At 73.2% G+C, this 18,949-nt stretch carries 14 protein-coding genes; 12 read left to right on the top strand and 2 right to left on the bottom strand.

Annotation, left to right across the window (positions count from 1 at the left end):
• The first annotated feature begins 156 nt into the window (after nucleotides 1-156).
• Nucleotides 157-3,933, top strand: coding sequence for a glycosyltransferase (locus ACIQR3_RS10255; RefSeq protein WP_403536836.1), 3,777 nt, complete (start codon nucleotides 157-159; stop codon nucleotides 3,931-3,933).
• Complete coding sequence (locus tag ACIQR3_RS10250; protein WP_403536833.1) at nucleotides 3,930-5,399, top strand: DUF5719 family protein; 1,470 nt, start codon at nucleotides 3,930-3,932, stop codon at nucleotides 5,397-5,399. Before ACIQR3_RS10255 ends, ACIQR3_RS10250 begins: the two co-directional genes overlap by 4 nt.
• A gap of 51 nt (nucleotides 5,400-5,450) precedes the next feature.
• Here ACIQR3_RS10250 and ACIQR3_RS10245 read toward each other — a convergent pair whose 3' ends face one another.
• Entirely contained in the window at nucleotides 5,451-5,900 is a 450-nt protein-coding gene (locus ACIQR3_RS10245; RefSeq protein WP_403537775.1) for a metallopeptidase family protein, read from the bottom strand.
• Nucleotides 5,901-6,204: 304 nt separating this feature from the next.
• Between ACIQR3_RS10245 and ACIQR3_RS10240 the strand changes: the two genes are divergently transcribed.
• The 9 genes from ACIQR3_RS10240 to ACIQR3_RS10200 all read left to right on the top strand — a co-directional run bounded on the left by ACIQR3_RS10240 (nucleotide 6,205) and on the right by ACIQR3_RS10200 (nucleotide 16,384).
• On the top strand, nucleotides 6,205-6,624 hold the full coding sequence (locus ACIQR3_RS10240) for a DUF3499 domain-containing protein (protein WP_215165051.1): 420 nt from the start codon (nucleotides 6,205-6,207) through the stop codon (nucleotides 6,622-6,624).
• A gap of 125 nt (nucleotides 6,625-6,749) precedes the next feature.
• Nucleotides 6,750-8,366, top strand: coding sequence for an L-lactate permease (locus ACIQR3_RS10235; RefSeq protein ID WP_403536830.1), 1,617 nt, complete (start codon nucleotides 6,750-6,752; stop codon nucleotides 8,364-8,366).
• 243 nt (nucleotides 8,367-8,609) lie between these two features.
• Nucleotides 8,610-9,983 carry a phosphomannomutase/phosphoglucomutase gene (locus ACIQR3_RS10230; protein ID WP_403536827.1) on the top strand — a complete coding sequence of 458 codons (1,374 nt, stop codon included), beginning with the start codon at nucleotides 8,610-8,612 and terminating at the stop codon, nucleotides 9,981-9,983.
• A gap of 160 nt (nucleotides 9,984-10,143) precedes the next feature.
• Nucleotides 10,144-10,314 carry a Trm112 family protein gene (locus tag ACIQR3_RS10225; RefSeq protein ID WP_403536824.1) on the top strand — a complete coding sequence of 57 codons (171 nt, stop codon included), beginning with the start codon at nucleotides 10,144-10,146 and terminating at the stop codon, nucleotides 10,312-10,314.
• Between the two features lie 54 nt (nucleotides 10,315-10,368).
• The gene (locus ACIQR3_RS10220) at nucleotides 10,369-11,496 is read left to right on the top strand and encodes an SIS domain-containing protein (protein ID WP_403536821.1); all 1,128 of its coding nucleotides are present in this window, start codon (nucleotides 10,369-10,371) and stop codon (nucleotides 11,494-11,496) included.
• Between the two features lie 59 nt (nucleotides 11,497-11,555).
• Nucleotides 11,556-12,707 (top strand): mannose-6-phosphate isomerase, class I, encoded by a 1,152-nt coding sequence (gene manA / locus ACIQR3_RS10215; protein ID WP_403536818.1) that lies wholly within the window; start codon nucleotides 11,556-11,558, stop codon nucleotides 12,705-12,707.
• Between the two features lie 160 nt (nucleotides 12,708-12,867).
• Nucleotides 12,868-13,848: a cation diffusion facilitator family transporter gene (locus ACIQR3_RS10210; protein ID WP_403536815.1), complete on the top strand. Its 981-nt coding sequence runs from the start codon at nucleotides 12,868-12,870 to the stop codon at nucleotides 13,846-13,848.
• A 302-nt stretch (nucleotides 13,849-14,150) separates the two neighbouring features.
• Nucleotides 14,151-15,608 (top strand): adenosylhomocysteinase, encoded by a 1,458-nt coding sequence (gene ahcY / locus ACIQR3_RS10205; RefSeq protein WP_403536812.1) that lies wholly within the window; start codon nucleotides 14,151-14,153, stop codon nucleotides 15,606-15,608.
• 161 nt (nucleotides 15,609-15,769) lie between these two features.
• Complete coding sequence (locus ACIQR3_RS10200) at nucleotides 15,770-16,384, top strand: hypothetical protein (RefSeq protein ID WP_403536809.1); 615 nt, start codon at nucleotides 15,770-15,772, stop codon at nucleotides 16,382-16,384.
• Nucleotides 16,385-16,428: 44 nt separating this feature from the next.
• Here ACIQR3_RS10200 and ACIQR3_RS10195 read toward each other — a convergent pair whose 3' ends face one another.
• Entirely contained in the window at nucleotides 16,429-17,427 is a 999-nt protein-coding gene (locus ACIQR3_RS10195) for an RDD family protein (RefSeq protein ID WP_403537773.1), read from the bottom strand.
• Between the two features lie 127 nt (nucleotides 17,428-17,554).
• Here ACIQR3_RS10195 and ACIQR3_RS10190 point away from each other — a divergent pair, with 127 nt between their 5' ends.
• Nucleotides 17,555-18,562, top strand: a complete 1,008-nt coding sequence (locus ACIQR3_RS10190; RefSeq protein ID WP_403536806.1) for a stage II sporulation protein M — start codon at nucleotides 17,555-17,557, stop codon at nucleotides 18,560-18,562.
• Nucleotides 18,563-18,949 lie beyond the last annotated feature (387 nt).

The raw sequence follows: 18,949 nt of genomic DNA, 5'->3' as shown, positions 1-18,949 counted from the left end.
ATAGGCAGACGAACGGCCCGTCGCGGGTGGGTTGTCCACAGGCGGCGGGCCGTCCTCATGGCCAGCCGATAGTGTGGGCGCTCGTCCGAGACGCCCCGCCCTTCCCACCGGGCACCGGCGTCCACCGCAGTCCACCGAACCGGGGCCCGTACCTCGATGTCCGTGCACAGCCACACGGCAGCAGATCACGACACCGCTGCCTCACCTGAGTTCCCGCGTCATGTGGTGACCGCGGTCCTCGTCTCCCACGACGGCGCCCGCTGGCTGCCCGACGCGCTGTCCGGCCTGCTCGGCCAGGAACGGCCCGTCCAGTACGCCGTCGCCGCCGACACCGGAAGCGCCGACGCGTCCGCCGAGTTGGTCACCGAGGCGCTCGGCGACGACCGGGTCCTGCACCTCGCCCGGCGCACCGGCTTCGGCCAGGCCGTCGAGGAGGCCGCCCGCACCGCACCCGTCCTCACCCCGGACGACCTGCCGTACCTGAAGCGGCCCAGCGGCTGGGACCCCGTCACGCGCACCTGGCGCGACGACGCCTACGACCTGCCGGACCTCCCCCACGGGGAGCCCGTGCACTGGCTGTGGCTGCTGCACGACGACTGCGCCCCCGAACCCGACGCCCTCGCCCAGCTGCTGCGCGTCGTGGACAACGAGTACGGCCTCGGCCGCGAGGACGTCGCCGTCGTCGGCCCCAAGCTCCGCGGCTGGTACGACCGGCGGCAACTGCTGGAGGTCGGCGTCTCCATCGCCAACTCCGGCCGCCGCTGGACCGGCCTGGACCGGCGCGAGCAGGACCAGGGCCAGCACGACCACGTCCGCAGCGTGCTGTCGGTGTCCACCGCGGGCATGCTGGTGCGCCGCGACGTCTTCGAGGCGCTCGGCGGCTTCGACCGGCGACTGCCCCTCATGCGCGACGACGTCGACCTGTGCTGGCGCGCCCACGCCGCCGGGCACCGCGTCCTCGTCGCCCCCGAGGCGGTCGTCCGGCACGCCGAGGCGGCCTCCCGCGAGCGCCGCGCCGTCGACTGCGCGGGGCGCACCACCGCCTCACCGCACAAGGTCGACAAGGCCGGCGCCGTCCACACCCTGCTCGTCAACACCCGTACCGCCGCCCTGCCCTGGACGCTGTTCCGCATCGTCCTCGGCACGCTGCTGCGCACCCTCGCCTACCTTGTCGGCAAGGTGCCCGGACAGGCCCTCGACGAGGTCAGCGGCCTGCTGAGCGTGGTGCTGCGCCCCGAACGGATCCTCGCCGGACGGCGCGTCAGAGGCCGCCCGCAGATCGACAAGGACGAGCTGCGCGCCCTGTTCCCGCCGCCCGGCGCCACCATCCGGGCCACCGTCGAACAGGCCGCGGGCAGCTTCACCAGCCGCTCCGACGCCGAGGTCGCCTCGGGCGCCGGACGGCACGGCGGCGCCGTCGAGTCCGGACCCGGCGGCGACGACGCCGACTTCCTGGAGATCGAGCAGTTCGCCCGCCTCAAGCGCATCGCCCGCAAGCCGGGCCCGGTGCTCTTCCTGGTGCTGCTGCTGGTCTCGCTGGCCGCCTGCCGCGCCCTGCTGGGCGGTGGCGCGCTGGCCGGCGGCGCCCTGCTGCCCGCACCGGACGGCGCCGGCGAACTCTGGTCGCGCTACGCCGACTCCTGGCACGCGGTCGGCGCCGGCGGCACCGCCTCCGCACCGCCCTACCTGGCCGTCGTCGCCCTGCTCGCCTCCGTACTGCTGGGCTCCACCGGACTCGCCGTCACCCTGCTGCTGGTCTGCTCGGTCCCGCTGGCCGGCCTCACCGCGTACTTCGCCTCCCGCCCGCTGGTCACCTCCCGGCTGCTGCGCGCCTGGGCGGCCGTCGTCTACGCCTTCCTGCCCGCTGCCACCGGCGCCCTGGCCGGCGGCCGGATCGGCACCGCGGTCCTCGCCGTGCTGCTGCCGCTGATCGCCCGCGCGGGCGTCGCGGCGGCCGGCCTGACCCGCCCCGCGGGCGGCCGCGGCACCTGGCGGGCCACCTGGGCCTACGCGCTGCTGCTGACCGTCACCACCGCCTTCACCCCCGTGGTGTGGCCGGTGGCGCTGGTCCTCGGCCTCGGCGTACTGGCCCTGCGCCGCGGCGAGATCACCGCCTACGGTCTCCGCTTCCTCGCCCAGCTCGGCACCCCGCTGCTGGTGCTCGCCCCCTGGTCGCTGTCGCTGCTCCCGTTCGGCTTCTTCCAGGAGGCCGGCCTGGAGTACGGCTCCTCGGCCGCCTCCGCGCTCGACCTGCTCGGCGCGAGCCCCGGCGGCCCCGGCGCGGTCGGCGGGGTGCTGCTCCTCGGCATCGTGCTGGCCGCGCTGGCCGCACTGCTGCGCTCCGAGCGGCAGTTGGGCATCCGGACGGCCTGGGTGGCCGCCCTGGCCGGCCTCGTCTTCGCGGTCCTGTCCAACGGCTCCGCCTGGGCCGGCCCGGCCACCCTCGTCTACGGCATCGCCCTGCTGTCCGCCGCCGCCCTCGGCGCGGACGGGGCACGCGCGCGGGTCGCCGAACAGAGCTTCGGCTGGCGCCAGCCGGTCGCCGTGCTGATCGCCCTGGCCTCCGCTGTCGGGCCGCTGATCGCCGCCGCGACCTGGGTGATCGGCGGTGCCGACGGCCCGCTGGAGCGGCGCGACCCCGTGCAGGTGCCCGCGTTCGTCGCCGAGGAGAGCGGCGGCCGCGACCAGGCCCGCACCCTCGTCCTCGACAGCGACTCCGCCACCCACGTGCGCTACACCCTGGTGCGCGGCTCCGGCGCCCGCCTCGGCGACGCCGAACTGGCCGCCGCCGGCGGCTCGGACAGCGGCCTCGGCAAGGTCGTCGCCAACCTCGTCGCCGGCTCCGGCGCCGACCAGGCCGACCAGCTCGGCGGCTACGCCGTGCGCTACGTCCTCGTCCACAAGGGAGCCCCCCGCGAGGTCACCCGCGTCCTGGACACCACCCCCGGCCTGAGCCGGCTCAGCCAGCAGGACGGCAGCGGCCTGTGGCGGGTCGACCAGGAGGTCGCGCGGGCCACCGTCGTCACCGGGTCCGGTACGCCCGAGCCGGTCGCCGCCGGACCGGTCGAGATCCACACCACGATCGAGGCCGGCGCCGAGGGCCGCGTCCTGCGCCTCGCCGACACCGCCGACGCCGGCTGGACCGCCACCCTGGACGGCAAGCCGCTGACCCGTACCACGGTCGACGGCTGGGCCCAGGGCTTCGAACTCCCGGCGGCGGGCGGCAAGCTGGACGTCACCTACGACGAGCCGCTCACCCACACCGCCTGGCTGTGGGCCCAAGGGCTGCTCGCCGTCGTCCTCGTCGTCCTTGCCCTGCCCGGGCGGCGCCGCGACGTCGACGACGACCTGCCCGACGAGCCGGCCGCCCCGGCGGAGGCCCTGGCCGGCGAGGGCCGCCGGGCCCGGCGGCTGCGCGCACAGGCCGAGTCGGAAGCGGAGGAGGAACAGCCGCTTCCCGAGGCCGAGGAGACCCCCGCGGCGGTCCCCCGGCAGCAGTCCTACGACGACTGGCAGGCGGACGCGGGCGGCGGCACGTACGACGCCTACGGCACGCCGCAGCACCAGGAGCAGTACGCGACGGACACCGCCGGCACCGCCGACGCCTACGAGCAGGTGCCGCAGCCGTACCCGGCGGGCGCGTACCAGGAGGTCCCGTACCCGCAAGAGGAGTACCAGGGCGGCCAGTACGACCCGTACGCCTATGGCGGCCAGGGCGGCGCTGAGGCCTACGACCAGGGGTACGGCGGTCAGGGGTACGACCAGGCCTACGGCCAGGGGTACGGCCGGGACTACGGGCAGGATTTCGACCAGACCTACGGCCAGGGCCAGGGCCAGGGCCAGGGCCAAGGCCAGGGCCAAGGCCAAGGAGGCCACGAGGCGCCGTACCGTCACGGCACGGGCAGTGAGCGTCCCGACGGGAGTCAGCAGTGAACCGCACCACCCTGTCCCTCATCGCCGGTACGGCCGCGCTCGCCGCCGTCACCGGGTTCGCGGTGGTCTCCGCCCCGGAGGCCACCGGCACCGACCCGGCCGGGTCGGCCGCCCTGCTGCCCGTCGAGCGCACCGGCCTGGTGTGCCCGGCGCCCAGCACCTCCGACCTCGCCGAGACCACGTACACGTCCTTCACGCCCGTCACCGAGGGCACCGAGAGCGAGGGCGAGGCGCGGCTGACGGCGGCCGGGGAGCGGGACGACGAGCAGGACGCCAAGGCCGTACTGAAGTCGAAGGAGCCCGGCACGCCGGTCACCACCGAGGTCGACGGCGGCGAGGAGCCCGCCCTGATCGGCACGGCGGAGGGCCGGTTCGCGCCCGGCTGGACCGTGCAGCAGACCACGGAGGTCGCCGCCGGCACCGGACGCGGACTCCTCGGCCTCAACTGCACCCAGGCGGACACGGAGTTCTGGTTCCCCGGCGCCAGCACGGACCCCGGCCGCACCGACTACGTGCACCTGACCAACCCGGACGACTCGGCCGCCGTGGTCGACATCGAGCTGTACGGCAAGGACGGCGCCGTGGAGTCGACGGCGGGGGAGGGCATCACCGTCAAGCCGCACGCCACCGAGTCGATCCTGCTCTCCACGCTCAGCGAGGAGGCGGAGTCCGACCTCACCGTGCACGTCGGCGTCCGCAGCGGCCGGGTCGGCGCCGCCGTGCAGGCCCTGCACGAGAAGCTGGGCGGCGACTGGCTCGCCGCGTCCACCGACCCGGCGGGCAGCCTGGTCCTGCCGGGCATCCCGGAGGACGCCGAGGACGTACGGCTGGTGGTGTTCACGCCCGGGGACACCGACGCCGATCTCCAGGTCAAGCTCGCCTCGCCGTCCGGGCTGATCACCCCCGCCGGGTACGAGACGGTGCGGGTGAAGGCGGGCATGACGACCGCCGTCGACCTCGCCGACGTGACCCGGGGCGAGGCCGGCTCGCTGGTGCTGACGCCCACCGACCGGTCCGTACCCGTCGTCGCGGCGGCCCGCGTGGTGCGGGGGAAGAACTCCGGCCAGGAGACCGCGTTCATCCCCGCCACGAGCCCGATCGAGACCCGCGCGACCGCGGTGGACAACCGCGCCAAGGGGACGACGCTGTCCGTCACGGCCCCCAAGGCCGCCGCGAAGGTCAAGGTCACGGCGTCGGCGGGCAGCGAGGGCGGTACGCAGGCGACGAAGACGTACTCCATCAAGGGCGGCACCACCCAGAACGTCGAGATCCCGGTCCCCGAGGGCCTGAAGGGCACGTACGCCCTGACGGTCGAGCCGGTGTCGGGCGGCCCGGTGTACGCGGCCCGCACGCTCACGGCGACGGAGGACGGCGTCTCGGCCTTCACCACCCAGACCCTCCCGGACGACCGGGGGACGGTGTCCGTGCCGGCGGCAGAGGAGGACCTGTCGGTCCTTCAGGAGTGACGGGCCCGGGGCGATGGGCGCCGGGGTGACGGCGGCCGGTGCGGCGGCGGCTCAGTCCTCGCCGTAGCGCGGATCGACCGTCTCCGGCGTCAGCCCCAGCAGGTCCGCGACCTGTTCGACCACGACCTCGTGCACCAGCACGGCCCGCTCGTCCCGTCCCTTGGTACGGATCTCGACCGGCCGCCGGTACACCACCACCCGCGCCCGCCGCCCGTCCCGCGCGGGCACCGTGCGGCCCAGCGGCACGGCCTCGTCGCTCCACGCCTCGCCGCCCTCGTCCGGCCGCGGCACCTCCAGGACGAGGAAATCGATGTCGGCGAGCTGCGGCCACCGCCGCTCCAGCCGTTCCACGGAGTCCTCCACCAGGTCCCGGAACACGTCACCGCGGCTCGCGGCGAGCGGTACCTGCGGGGGAGCGATCGGGCCGCGCATGCCCCGGCCGTGGCGGTCACGGCGGCGGGGGCCGGGGGCGGCGTCGCGGGGCGTCACGGGGTTGTCCATCACTGGTGAAGGGTAGTCCTCGCGGGGCCCCGGCGGCGGGCTCCACACCGGATACGGGACCGCCGGCGGTGCGCGGGGAGGCGACCGTTCAAGCCAAGGTCGGGGCTCGATTCCGTATCTCTCCGGTATCTCCCGGCGGCCGTCCGGGCGGCGGGAGGGTGGGCCGATTGGTGTGGTTTGTGTGGGATCATGTCCGGTTTCCGGCTCGCCCGGCCGTGTGGCGGACGGTGTCCACGCAGGTCAGCGCAGTGGGCCCGGACGGGTGTGTGGGGCGTCTCACACCGCGACACGGTGGAGTGACCCGGTGGGGAGTCGTCGCGGCCCGCTCAAGAGTGCGGTACCGTCCAACATCGTGAGCCCTGTACGTCGCTGTTCGCGCACCGCTTGCGGCCGTCCCGCCGTAGCGACGCTGACGTACGTCTACGCCGACTCGACCGCCGTCCTCGGCCCGCTCGCCACCTACGCCGAACCGCACTGCTACGACCTGTGCGCCGAGCACTCCGAGCGCCTCACCGCCCCGCGCGGCTGGGAGGTCGTCCGGCTTCTCGACGGTTCCGCCCCGGCCCGCCCCAGCGGCGACGACCTGGAGGCGCTGGCGAACGCGGTGCGCGAGGCGGCCCGGCCCCAGGAGCGGGCCGCGGAAGCCGGCGGGGCGCGGTCGGCCGACCCGATGGAGGTCGCCCGGCGCGGGCACCTGAGGGTCCTGCGGTCGCCGGACAACTGAGCCGCTCCTCTCCCGACTTGTTGCTGCACGGCCATTGACGTGCCGTTGTCGCGGACACGACGATTCCGTCTCAGTGACTCAGCGGCGAGAAATCGCTTTCGCATGGCGGAACCGGGGAGGCGCCCGTGTACGTCCAGGAACTCGAACCCGTCGCCGGCTCGCTCGGCCTGTCCGCCCTGGTCGCGGCCCTGCCCCTGGTGCTCGTCCTCGTCCTGCTCGGCGGCGTGCGGATGAAGGCGCACCTGGCGGGCCTGACGGGCCTGCTGGCGGCCGTCCTGGTCGCCTGGCTCGCCTACGGCATGCCGCTCGGCCAGACCCTCTCCAGCGGCGTCCAGGGTGCCGTCTTCGGCCTCTTCCCCATCCTGTGGATCGTGGTCAACGCCCTGTGGGTGTACCGCATGACCGTCCGCACCCGGCACTTCGACATCCTGCGGCGGTCGTTCGGCCGCCTCTCCGACGACCCACGCATTCAGGCGCTCGTCGTCGCCTTCTGCTTCGGCGCCCTCCTGGAGGCGCTCGCCGGGTTCGGGGCGCCGGTCGCCATCTGCTCGGTCATGCTCGTGGCGCTCGGCTTCGACCCCGTCCGCGCGGCGGTGGTGTCGCTGGTCGCCAACACCGCGCCGGTCGCGTTCGGGGCGATGGGGACGCCGGTGGTGACCCTCGCCCAGGTGACCGGGCTGCCGCTGGACGACGTCGCCTCCGTGGTGGGCCGTCAGACACCGCTGCTCGCCCTGGTCGTCCCCCTGGTCCTGGTCGGCCTGGTGGACGGACGGCGCGGACTGCGCGAGACCTGGGTGCCCGCGCTGGTCTGCGGAACGGCCTTCGCCGTCGCCCAGTTCGCCGCCTCCAACTACGTCTCCGCCCAGCTCGCCGACATCGGCGCCGCCCTCGCCGGAGCGGGCGCCCTGGTCGCCGTACCGCACGCGCGGCGGCCCGCCGCCGAACCCGTACGGACCGCCGTCCTGACCGGCGCGCGCAGCGAGGAACTCGACGAACGCGACCCCGCGCGGGAGGTCGTCCGCGCCTACGCCCCCTACGCGCTGATCGTCGTGGTCTTCTCGGTCGCGCAGATCCCGGCGGTCAAGGACTGGCTGGCCGGGGCGACCCGGACGTACGACTGGCCCTTCCTCGACGTCGCCGGCCCGGACGGCGAGCGGGTCGGCGGCAACGTCTTCACCTGGCCGATCGTCTCCACCGGCGGCACGCTGGTGCTGTTCGCGGGCGTGGCCACGGCGTTCGTCATCGGCGTCCACGCGCGCGTGGCGGTGAAGGAGTGGCTCGCCACCGTCCACGAACTCCGCTTCGCCCTCCTCACCGTGACCTCCGTCCTGGCCCTCGCCTACGTCATGAACCTCTCCGGACAGGCCGCCACCATCGGCCACTTCGTCGCGGCGGCCGGCGCCGGACTCGCCTTCCTCTCCCCGGTCCTGGGCTGGTTCGGCGTCGCCGTCTCCGGCTCCGACACCTCCGCCAACGCCCTCTTCGGCGCCCTCCAGGTCACCGCCGCGCGGGAGTCGGGCCTGTCGCCCGAACTGCTCGCCGCCGCCAACAGTTCCGGCGGCGTCCTCGGCAAGATGATCTCCCCGCAGAACCTCACCATCGCCTGCGCCGCCGTCGGTCTCGCCGGCCGCGAGGGCGACCTGCTGCGCAAGGTGCTGCCCTGGAGCCTCGGCCTGCTGCTGGTGATGTGCCTGATCGTGGTGGGCCAGTCCTCGCCGGTCCTGGGGTGGATGCTGCCTTGACGACGGGGCTGTCAGTGGCGCCGGGTAGTTTGTGACCACCGACGGGACTCCTGTCCGTCGGCCGGACCGCTGCTCACCGTTTCAACCCGATCAACCCGATCAACCCGAACAACGTGATCAACGTGATCACCCGGTCGACCCGGTCGACCCGATCAGCCCGGTCAGCCCGATCGACCCGACCGGCTGGTCACCTGATCACCTGATCACCTGATCACCGACAGGAATTCCCAGGAAGGCTGGCCCGTGACTGCTGATCTGTCCGATCTGTCGCAGATCGTGAAGGCGTACGACGTACGCGGAGTGGTCCCGGACCAGTGGGACGAGACGACGGCCGAGCTGTTCGGCGCCGCCTTCGTCCGGATGACCGGCGCGAGCGCCGTCGTCACCGGCCACGACATGCGCCCCTCGTCCCCCGGCCTCTCCGGCGCCTTCGCGCGCGGGGCGGCGGCCCAGGGCGCCGACGTCACCGAGATCGGCCTGTGCTCCACCGACCAGCTCTACTACGCCTCCGGCGCGCTGGACCTGCCGGGCGCCATGTTCACGGCGTCGCACAACCCGGCCCGCTACAACGGCATCAAGTTGTGCCGCGCGGGCGCCGCCCCGGTCGGCCAGGACACCGGCCTCGCGGAGATCCGCGCCTTGGTGGAGGGCTGGGCCGCGACCGGCGCCCCGGAACCGGCGGCCCGGCAGGGCACCGTGACCCGCCGCGACACGCTGGCCGACTACGCGGCCCACCTGCGCGGACTGGTCGACCTGACCGCCGTCCGCCCGCTGAGGGTCGTCGTCGACGCGGGCAACGGCATGGGCGGCCACACCGTCCCGTCCGTCTTCGCCGGCCTTCCCCTCGACCTGGTGCCGATGTACTTCGAACTGGACGGCACCTTCCCCAACCACGAGGCCAACCCCCTCGACCCGGCCAACCTCGTCGACCTCCAGCGGCGCGTCCGCGAGGCAGGCGCCGACCTGGGCCTCGCCTTCGACGGCGACGCCGACCGCTGCTTCGTCGTCGACGAGAACGGCGACCCGGTCTCACCGTCCGCGATCACCGCCCTGGTCGCCGTCCGCGAACTCGCCCGGCACGGCGGCAGCGGCACGGTCATCCACAACCTGATCACGTCCTGGTCCGTCCCGGAGATCGTCCGCGAGAACGGCGGCAGCCCGGTCCGCACCCGCGTGGGCCACTCCTTCATCAAGGCCGAGATGGCCCGCACCGGCGCGATCTTCGGCGGCGAGCACTCCGCGCACTACTACTTCCGCGACTTCTGGAACGCGGACACGGGCATGCTCGCCGCCCTCCATGTCCTGGCCGCCCTCGGCGGTCAGCAGGGCCCCCTGTCCGCCCTGGTCGCCGCGTACGACCGCTACACCGGCTCCGGCGAGATCAACTCCACGGTCGCCGACCAGACGGCCCGCCTGGCCGCGATCAGAGCCGCCTACGAGGGCCGCGACGACGTCACCCTGGACGACCTCGACGGCCTCACCGTGTCGTCGGCCGACTGGTGGTTCAACGTCCGCCCCTCCAACACCGAACCCCTCCTGCGCCTGAACGCGGAGGCCCGCGACGAGGCGACGATGACGAAGATCCGGGACGAGGCGTTGGCGATCATCCGGGGCTGAGGTTCCTCCCCCCCCCGGTACCTCTCAGCGGACGGCGCCGGGCGGCGGGTGGGCGAAGGCCGGGGTCACCAGGGGGCGGAGCCCCCTGGTGGGAACTCCAGGAGCGGTACCCTGACCAGCACATCCACCACACCACCCACAGCGCCCCGAAGGATGATCCATGCCACTCGAAGCCGGCCTTTTGGAAATCCTCGCCTGCCCGGCCTGCCACGCCCCCCTCAAGGAGCAGGACGCGGAACTGATCTGCACGGGTCAGGACTGCGGCCTGGCCTACCCGGTGCGCGACGGCATTCCCGTCCTCCTCATCGACGAGGCCCGCCGCCCCGAGTAGCCGGGCCGCCCGGACCCCGCGACCTGAACACTCCGGCGAACGGAGCCTGCCGCCATGCTCGACGAAACGCTGCTCGACAACCCCGAAGGCCTCGCCGCCGCCGACCGCCGGGGCCTGCTCCGCGGCGCCGCCGAAGCCGGCGCCCGCGTCCGCACCGCCGCCCGGCTGGCCGCCGAGGCCGGCGTCGGGAGCCTCAAGCCGGACGGCCGCCCCCGCGCCGTCCTCATCGCCGGCCCCGGCGCCGCCGCCACCCACGCCGCCGACCTCCTCGGCACGCTGGCCGGCCCCGGCAGCCCCGTCACCCGCCTCGCCCCCAGCGGCGTGGCCCCCGCCGCGGGCGCCCTGCGCTGGGACCTCCCCGGCTGGGCCGGCTCCGTCGACCTGCTGCTCATCGCCACCCCCGACGGCAGCGAACCCGGCCTGTCCCTGCTCGCCGAATCCGCCTACCGGCGCGGCTGCACGGTCGTCGCCGTGGCCCCGCCCGGCTCCCCGCTCAGCGAGACGGTCGCCGGTTCCCACGGCATGTTCCTCCCGATGGCGACGGCCCCCTACGACCACGAGGAACCCCTCGCCGGTTCCGCCCCCGGCGTCCTGTGGGCCCTGCTCACGCCCCTCCTCGCCCTCCTGGACCGGGTCGGCCTGCTCACCGCCCCGCCCGACGCCCTGGAGAAGGTCGCCGACCGCCTCGACCAGGTCGCCGAACGCTGCGGGCCCGCCATCGCCACGTACAGCAACCCGGCCAAGACCCTCGCGGCCGAACTGGCCGACGCCCTCCCGGTCGTATGGACCGAGGGCACCTCCGCGGGCCCCGCCGGCCGCCGCTTCGCCGCCGCGCTCGCCGAACTCTCCGGCACCCCGGCCGTCGTGGCCGAACTCCCCGAGGCCCTCGCCGCCCACAGCGTCCTGCTGGCCGGCCCGCTCGCCGCCGGCGCCGACCCCGACGACTTCTTCCGCGACCGCGTGGAAGAGCCGTCCGCCCTGCACGCCCGCGTCGTCCTGCTGCGCGACCGCCCCATCGGCGGCCTCACCGCCGCGCCCGCCGCCCGCGACCTGGCCCTCGGCCACGACACGCCGATCAGCGAACTGGAACCCGAGGCCGGCGGCGAACTGGAGACCCTCGCCGAGCTGATCGCCATCACGGATTTCGCCGCCGTTTACCTGGCGCTCGCTTCCGGCGCCTGATCTCGTAGGCGAACCGTCCGCTGAAGCAAGAACACCAGCAGAGAGAGCCCACGGAAGCCATGGACCGCCTCGTCAACACCGTCCGCCCCTACGCCTGGGGTTCCACCACCGCGATCCCCGCCCTGCTCGGCACCGAGCCGACCGGCGAACCCCAGGCCGAGATGTGGATGGGCGCCCACCCGGGCGCCCCCTCCCGCACCGCCCGGGGCACCCTCGACGAGGTCATCGCGGCCGCTCCCGAACAAGAACTGGGCACCGCCGCCGTTGCCGCGTTCGGCCCCCGGCTGCCCTTCCTCCTCAAGATCCTCGCCGCCGGCGCCCCGCTCTCCCTCCAGGTCCACCCCGACCTGGAACAGGCACGCGCGGGCTACGACGACGAGGAGCGCCGCGGCATCCCGGCCGACGCCCCCCACCGCAACTACAAGGACGCCAACCACAAGCCCGAACTGATCTGCGCCCTCACCGAGTTCGACGGCCTGTGCGGCTTCCGCGCCCCCGAGGAGGCCGCCGCCCTCCTCGACGGCCTCGGCGTCCCCTCCCTCAAGCCGTACGCCGACCTGCTGCGCGCCCACCCCGAGGACGCCGCCCTGCGCGAGGTCCTCACCGCCGTCCTCACGGCCGACCCCGCCGAGATGTCCCGCACGGTCACCGAGACCGCCGCCGCCTGTGCTCGGCTCGGTGGCGCGTACGCCCCCTACGCCGACATCGCCCACCACTACCCGGGCGACCCCGGCGTCCTCGCCGCCCTGCTCCTCAACCACGTCCGGCTCCAGCCCGGCGAGGCCCTCTACCTCGGCGCCGGCGTCCCGCACGCCTACCTGAACGGCCTCGGCGTCGAGATCATGGCCAACTCCGACAACGTCCTGCGCTGCGGCCTGACCCCCAAGCACGTCGACGTCCCCGAACTGCTGCGCGTCGTCCGCTTCCAGCCCGCCGACCCCGGCGTCCTGCGCCCCGAGGCGTCCCCCGACGGCGAAGAGGTCTACGACACCCCCATCGACGAGTTCCGCCTCTCCCGCCACGTCCTGGCCGAGGGCACCCACGCCCACGACCTGACCCGCCCCGCCCCGCAGATCCTCCTCTGCACGGCGGGCACCGTCCGCGCGGGCGACCACGAACTGACCCCCGGCGCCTCCGTCTTCGTCCCGGCAGGTGAAAAAGCCGAAGTGTCGGGTACGGGAACGGTCTTCCGGGCCACCGTCCGGGTGTGACGCGGACACGGCAGCCCGGTCCGCGCGCCGCCGCTCGACCGGGCTGCAACAATGGCCCACCGCAAAGGACGGGCAAAGCCGGGCACCGGCCGAGCCCCGGGCGGCACGCGCGGGCAGACGGCACGCGCGGGCAGACGAAGGCGAAGGGACAACGCGACACATGAGCGCGTCAGGCGGGACCAAGGCGATCGTGGCGGCGCTGGCCGCCAATCTGGCCATCGCGGTATCGAAATTCGTGGCGTTCCTCTTCAGCGGCTCGTCATCGATGCTCGCCGAGTCGGTCCACTCGCTCGCGGACTCCGGCAACCAGGCACTGCTCCTGCTCGGCGGCAAACGCGCCCAGCGCGCGGCCACCCCGCAGCACCCCTTCGGCTACGGCCGCGAACGCTACATCTACGCCTTCCTCGTCTCCATCGTGCTGTTCTCGGTCGGCGGCATGTTCGCCCTCTACGAGGGCTACGAGAAGATCAAGCACCCGCACGAACTGGAGCACTGGTACTGGCCGGTGGGCGTCCTGGTCTTCGCGATCATCGCGGAGAGCTTCTCCTTCCGGACGGCCATCAAGGAGTCCAACGCCCTGCGCGGCAAGCAGTCCTGGACCGAGTTCGTCCGCCGAGCCAAGGCGCCCGAGCTGCCGGTCGTCCTCCTGGAGGACCTCGGCGCCCTCGTCGGCCTCGTCCTCGCCCTCGGCGGCGTCGGCCTCGCCCTGCTCACCGGCAACGGCGTCTGGGACGGCATCGGCACCCTGTGCATCGGCGTCCTGCTGATCCTGATCGCGCTCGTCCTGGCCGCCGAGACCAAGTCCCTGCTGCTCGGCGAGTCCGCCGGCACCGAGGCGGTCGAGAAGATCGAGACCGCGATCGTCGCCGGCGACACCGTCACCGGCATCATCCACATGCGCACCCTCCACCTCGGCCCCGAGGAACTCCTCGTCGCCGCCAAGATCGCCGTCCGCCACGACGGCACGGCCACCGAGATCGCCGCCGCCATCGACGCGGCCGAGGCCCGTATCCGGGAGGCCGTCCCGATCGCCCGCGTGATCTACCTGGAGCCGGACATCTACAGCGAGGCCGAAGCGGCCAAGGGCGCCGACCGCGAAGCCACCCCCGGCGGCCCGGCCACCTCACCCTCCGGCCACTGACCCACCCGCACCTCCCCGCGGCCCGCCGGCACCCCCGGCGGGCCGCTTTCCGTGATCGGCCGGATGTGTGCGGAGGCGGACTGGGGACGGCGGGGGCCACCGGTGTAGCTTGGGACGGAGCCAGACGTCGCTGCTGATGGCGGTCGGGCGGCCCGGACACGGGCCGGCCGAGGGAGAGAGGGCCTCCGACGGACTGCGCTGCGCGCACCGGGCATGCCTGTGTCCTCTTCGGGCACCCCTGTGTCCGCCGCCGCGCAGATCAGCCGTATCCACCTCGACCCGATCCCGAGGAGCAGCTCGTCATGACGACTGTCGACAACCGGCAGGACTTCAAGGTCGCCGACCTCTCCCTGGCCGCCTTCGGCCGCAAGGAGATCACCCTCGCCGAGCACGAGATGCCCGGCCTGATGGCCATCCGCAAGGAGTACGCCGAGGCCCAGCCTCTCGCCGGCGCCCGCGTCACCGGCTCCCTGCACATGACCGTGCAGACCGCCGTCCTCATCGAGACCCTGGTCGCCCTCGGCGCCCGGGTCCGCTGGGCCTCCTGCAACATCTTCTCCACCCAGGACCACGCGGCCGCCGCCATCGCCGTCGGCCCGAACGGCACCCCGGACGACCCCCAGGGCGTCCCGGTCTTCGCCTGGAAGGGCGAGACCCTGGAGGAGTACTGGTGGTGCACGGAGCAGGCGCTGACCTGGCCGGACAGCCCCACCGGCGGCCCGAACATGATCCTGGACGACGGCGGCGACGCCACCCTCCTCGTCCACAAGGGCGTCGAGTACGAGAAGGACGGCAAGGTCCCCTCGCCCGACACCGCCGAGTCCGACGAGCACCGCGTCATCCTCGAACTGCTCAACCGCACCATCACCGACGGCTCGCAGAAGTGGACCCAGCTGGCGTCCGAGATCCGCGGCGTCACCGAGGAGACCACGACCGGCGTCCACCGGCTGTACGAGATGCAGCGTGACGGCACCCTCCTGTTCCCGGCGATCAACGTCAACGACGCCGTCACCAAGTCGAAGTTCGACAACAAGTACGGCTGCCGCCACTCCCTGATCGACGGCATCAACCGCGCCACCGACACCCTGATCGGCGGCAAGACCGCGGTCGTCTGCGGCTACGGCGACGTGGGCAAGGGCTGCGCCGAGTCCCTGCGCGGACAGGGCGCCCGCGTGATCATCACGGAGATCGACCCGATCTGCGCCCTCCAGGCGGCCATGGACGGCTACCAGGTCACCACGCTGGACGAGGTGATCGACAAGGCCGACATCTTCGTCACCACGACCGGCAACAAGGACATCATCATGGCCTCGGACATGGCCAAGATGAAGCACCAGGCCATCGTGGGCAACATCGGCCACTTCGACAACGAGATCGACATGGCCGGCCTGGCGCAGATCCCGGGCATCGTCAAGGACGAGGTCAAGCCCCAGGTGCACACCTGGACCTTCCCCGACGGCAAGGTCCTCATCGTGCTGTCCGAGGGCCGCCTGCTGAACCTGGGCAACGCCACCGGCCACCCGTCGTTCGTGATGTCCAACTCGTTCGCGGACCAGACGCTGGCCCAGATCGAGCTGTTCACCAAGCCCGACGAGTACCCGACCGGTGTGTACGTGCTGCCCAAGCACCTCGACGAGAAGGTCGCCCGGCTCCACCTCGACGCCCTCGGCGTCAAGCTGACCACGCTCCGCCCGGAGCAGGCCGAGTACATCGGCGTGCAGGTCGAGGGCCCGTTCAAGCCGGACCACTACCGCTACTGAGCCCGCCCGCAGCTCGCCACGAGCGTGCGTGAGCGTGTCCGTGCACTGACACGCTCACCGCGGCAGTTCCTCCGAGGCAGGCCCCCGCACCCCCGTGCCGGGGGCCTGCCCCGTCGGCGGACCGGCAGCACCGGCCCAGCCCGTCACGACCCAGGACCCCCATGCCCCGCGGCCGTTATTCGCTCCACGATCCGCACGATCACACCCCCCTCGCGGAAGAACACTTCCAGTGCGCCCCCGGCCCTTCCGGCTGGCGCTACGTCTCCCAGTCGGTCACACCGACCGGAGACCACAGCGGCTCCGTCGACCTCACCCTCGACGAACTCGGCCGCCCCATCCGCCTCGAACTCCACGCCGCCGGCTGGCAGGTCCGCGGCGCCGCCCTCGACGGCGTCACCTGGGTCCGCTCCGACGCCACCGGGACCCATGCCACCGAAGGCAATGTGCGCGCCCACGCCTTCACCGGCACCTCCCCGGCCTTCCTCGTCGCCACGGCCCGTCTCCTGCGCCTCACCCCCTCCCCCTCGGCAACCCGAGTACGCCTCGTAGCCCTCACGGACCCGGTCCTCGCCCCCCGCACCGTGGACCAGTCCTGGGCCTTGCTGGAAAGAGAAGCACACGCCACTGACAGTGGCCCCCTCACCGTGGAGGAATACCAGGTCACAGCCTTGGACACGGGCGAGCAGCACACCGTGCACCTCGCCGGCGACGTGGTCCTGGCCGCCCCCGGCATCGAGCTCGAGGACCTCGAATCACCGCCGTCCGTCTTCCCCTGACCCGGCCACCGCCGACCGCCCCACCCACTGCCGCTCCTCGCCCCCTACGAGGGCGGCACGAAACCGGTGCCCGGAGGCTTCTCCGCCGGCGCCCCCTCCGACGCCGCCGGCCGCTGCCCGCCACCCGACGGCCCCGCAGCCCCACCAAACGGCCCAGACGGCCCCCCGGACCCGTGCGGCGGCGCCGACGGCCGTATCGCGGACGGCCCGAACCCACCGGCGGAGCCACCCGCGACCCCGACGCCCGTCCCGGACGGCCATGCCTCCCCACCAGGACCCGGGACCCCGGCACCACCGGCCCCGAAAGCCCGCCGCGCCTCACGGTCCTGCCGCTCCCGCACCACAGCCGCCAGATAGGCGGCCGCCGGGACATCCTGCGGCGCGGGCACCCCCGTACGGGCCGCGAGATCACCGGCGAGCCGTCCCGCCATGTCCTGACCCACCCGAGGATCCAGCTGGTGCATCCGCGTCAGGTACTGCCGGACGGCCAGCCACAGATGGTCCGGCACGGCCGACAGGTCCAGCCCCGAGAACCGCCCCGCCAGCCACGGCGGAGGCGGCGGCACAAAACCCCCGGGCGCGGCCGGCACCCGCTCCCGCACGACCAGCGTGCCCGCGAACACGTCTCCGATCCGCCGCCCACGCGCCGACGCCAGCGAGGCGATACAGGCCGCGACCCCGAAGGTCATCAGGATCTCGACCACCCCGATGAGACCGCGCACGAGCGCGTGCCGGAAGCGGATCGGCCCGCCGTCGTCCCGCACCACCCGCAGCCCGCACGCCAACTTGCCGAGCGACCGCCCGTGGCTGAGCGTCTCGACCGCGATGGGCACGCCCACCAGCAGCAGCACGAAGGCGGCGATCGACAATGCCGTCTGCGCCGCCTCGTCCAGGGACGCCGTGGCAACGACGAGCGCGATCGTCACCGCCACGTAGAGCGCCACGGCCACCGCCAGATCGAGCAGCACCGCCAGTGCCCTGCTGGGCAGTTTCGCGGGACGCAGCTCCAACGCCACCGCCTCGCCGGTCACCAGCTCACTCACGCCCTGCCGCCCTTCCCCTGACCTGCCCCCGACATGGCCAGTCTGCCAAGCTGAGGGCACATCGCGCCGCAGTGCGACAAGCTGATCCACGACGAGCCCCGACGAGAGCCCAGGAGCAGGCACACCGATGGACCTCGACGTCTTCGTCTCCGCCCACCGAGCGGAGTGGGACCGCCTCGACGCCCTGCTCAAGCGCCAGCGTCGCCTCACCGGCGCGGAGACCGACGAACTCGTCACCCTCTACCAGCGCACGGCCACCCACCTGTCCCTGATCCAGTCCAGTGCCCCGGACCCTCAGCTGACCGGCCGGCTCAGCCAACTCGTGGCACGCGCGCGTGCCACCGTGACAGGCACCCGACGCGCCTCCTGGCGCGACGTCACCCGCTTCCTCGCCCACGGCTTTCCGGCCGCCGTCTACAAAGCACGCCACTGGTGGGTCCCCACCGCTCTCCTCTCCACCGCCGTGGCAGCCCTCCTGGGCTGGTGGATCGGCACCCACCCCGAGGTACAGGCCACCATCGCGGCCCCGAACGAACTGCGCGAGCTCACCCGCCCGGGCGGCCAGTACGAGGCGTACTACTCCACCCACCCGGCGACCTCCTTCGCCGCCCAGGTCTGGACGAACAACGCCTGGGCCGCCGCCCTCTGCCTGATCCTGGGCGTCTTCCTCGGCCTGCCGGTCCTCTGGATCCTCTTCCAGAACATGCTCAACCTCGGTGTCGGCTTCGGCCTGATGTCCTCGGCCGGCCGCCTCGACACCTTCCTCGGCCTCGTCCTCCCGCACGGCCTGCTCGAACTGACCGCCGTCTTCGTCGCCGCGGGCACCGGCCTGCGTCTCGGCTGGACCCTCATCGACCCTGGTCCGCGCACCCGCCGCACGGCCCTCGCCGAAGAAGGGCGCGCTGCCATCGGCATGGCGATAGGCCTGGCCCTGGTCCTCTTCGTCTCCGGCGCCATCGAAGGCTTCGTCACCCCGTCCGGCCTGCCCACCTGGGCCCGCCTGACCATCGGAGTCCTGGCCGAGCTGGCCTTCCTCGCCTACGTCTACGTCCTCGGCGGCCGAGCCGCGCGTGCCGGAACGACCGGCGACGTCGACGCCGCCGAGCGCAGCGCCACCGTGCCGACGGCCGCCTGATGTGCGCGCACACCTGGTGAGCTGCTAATCTCCTCTTCGCCCCACAAGAGCCGTTGACACGGCAGGAGCGGGGAGGTAGATTCAAACAGTTGCCTGCTGGAGGCCATGCCCCGAGGCGACTGGAAGCATCTACCTGCTTCTCGATTCCTACGAGATTCGAAGAAGCCACTCCCGATGAATCGGAAACGAACCGCGCCGGTCAAACCGGCCGAGAACTTCTGATAAAGTCGGAGCCGCCGGAAAGGGAAACGCGGAAGCGGGAACCTGGAAAGCACCGAGGAAATCGGATCGAAAAAAGATCTGATAGAGTCGGAAACGCAAGACCGAAGGGAAGCGCCCGGAGGAAAGCCTGAGAGAGTCTCTCGGGTGAGTACAAAGGAAGCGTCC

This window comes from Streptomyces sp. NPDC090994, from assembly GCF_044768905.1.
Taxonomy (GTDB): Bacteria; Actinomycetota; Actinomycetes; order Streptomycetales; family Streptomycetaceae; genus Streptomyces.
This window is presented reverse-complemented; position numbering and strand designations above follow the sequence as displayed.

What these genes read in the sequence shown, in the direction of transcription:
- ACIQR3_RS10210 (WP_403536815.1), top strand. Translation starts at nt 12,868, where the DNA reads ATGAGCGCGTCAGGCGGGACCAAGGCGATCGTGGCGGCGCTGGCCGCC.
- manA (WP_403536818.1), top strand. Translation starts at nt 11,556, where the DNA reads ATGGACCGCCTCGTCAACACCGTCCGCCCCTACGCCTGGGGTTCCACC.
- ACIQR3_RS10220 (WP_403536821.1), top strand. Translation starts at nt 10,369, where the DNA reads ATGCTCGACGAAACGCTGCTCGACAACCCCGAAGGCCTCGCCGCCGCC.
- ahcY (WP_403536812.1), top strand. Translation starts at nt 14,151, where the DNA reads ATGACGACTGTCGACAACCGGCAGGACTTCAAGGTCGCCGACCTCTCC.
- ACIQR3_RS10245 (WP_403537775.1), bottom strand. Translation starts at nt 5,900, where the DNA reads ATGGACAACCCCGTGACGCCCCGCGACGCCGCCCCCGGCCCCCGCCGC.
- ACIQR3_RS10190 (WP_403536806.1), top strand. Translation starts at nt 17,555, where the DNA reads ATGGACCTCGACGTCTTCGTCTCCGCCCACCGAGCGGAGTGGGACCGC.
- ACIQR3_RS10200 (WP_403536809.1), top strand. Translation starts at nt 15,770, where the DNA reads ATGCCCCGCGGCCGTTATTCGCTCCACGATCCGCACGATCACACCCCC.
- ACIQR3_RS10255 (WP_403536836.1), top strand. Translation starts at nt 157, where the DNA reads ATGTCCGTGCACAGCCACACGGCAGCAGATCACGACACCGCTGCCTCA.
- ACIQR3_RS10225 (WP_403536824.1), top strand. Translation starts at nt 10,144, where the DNA reads ATGCCACTCGAAGCCGGCCTTTTGGAAATCCTCGCCTGCCCGGCCTGC.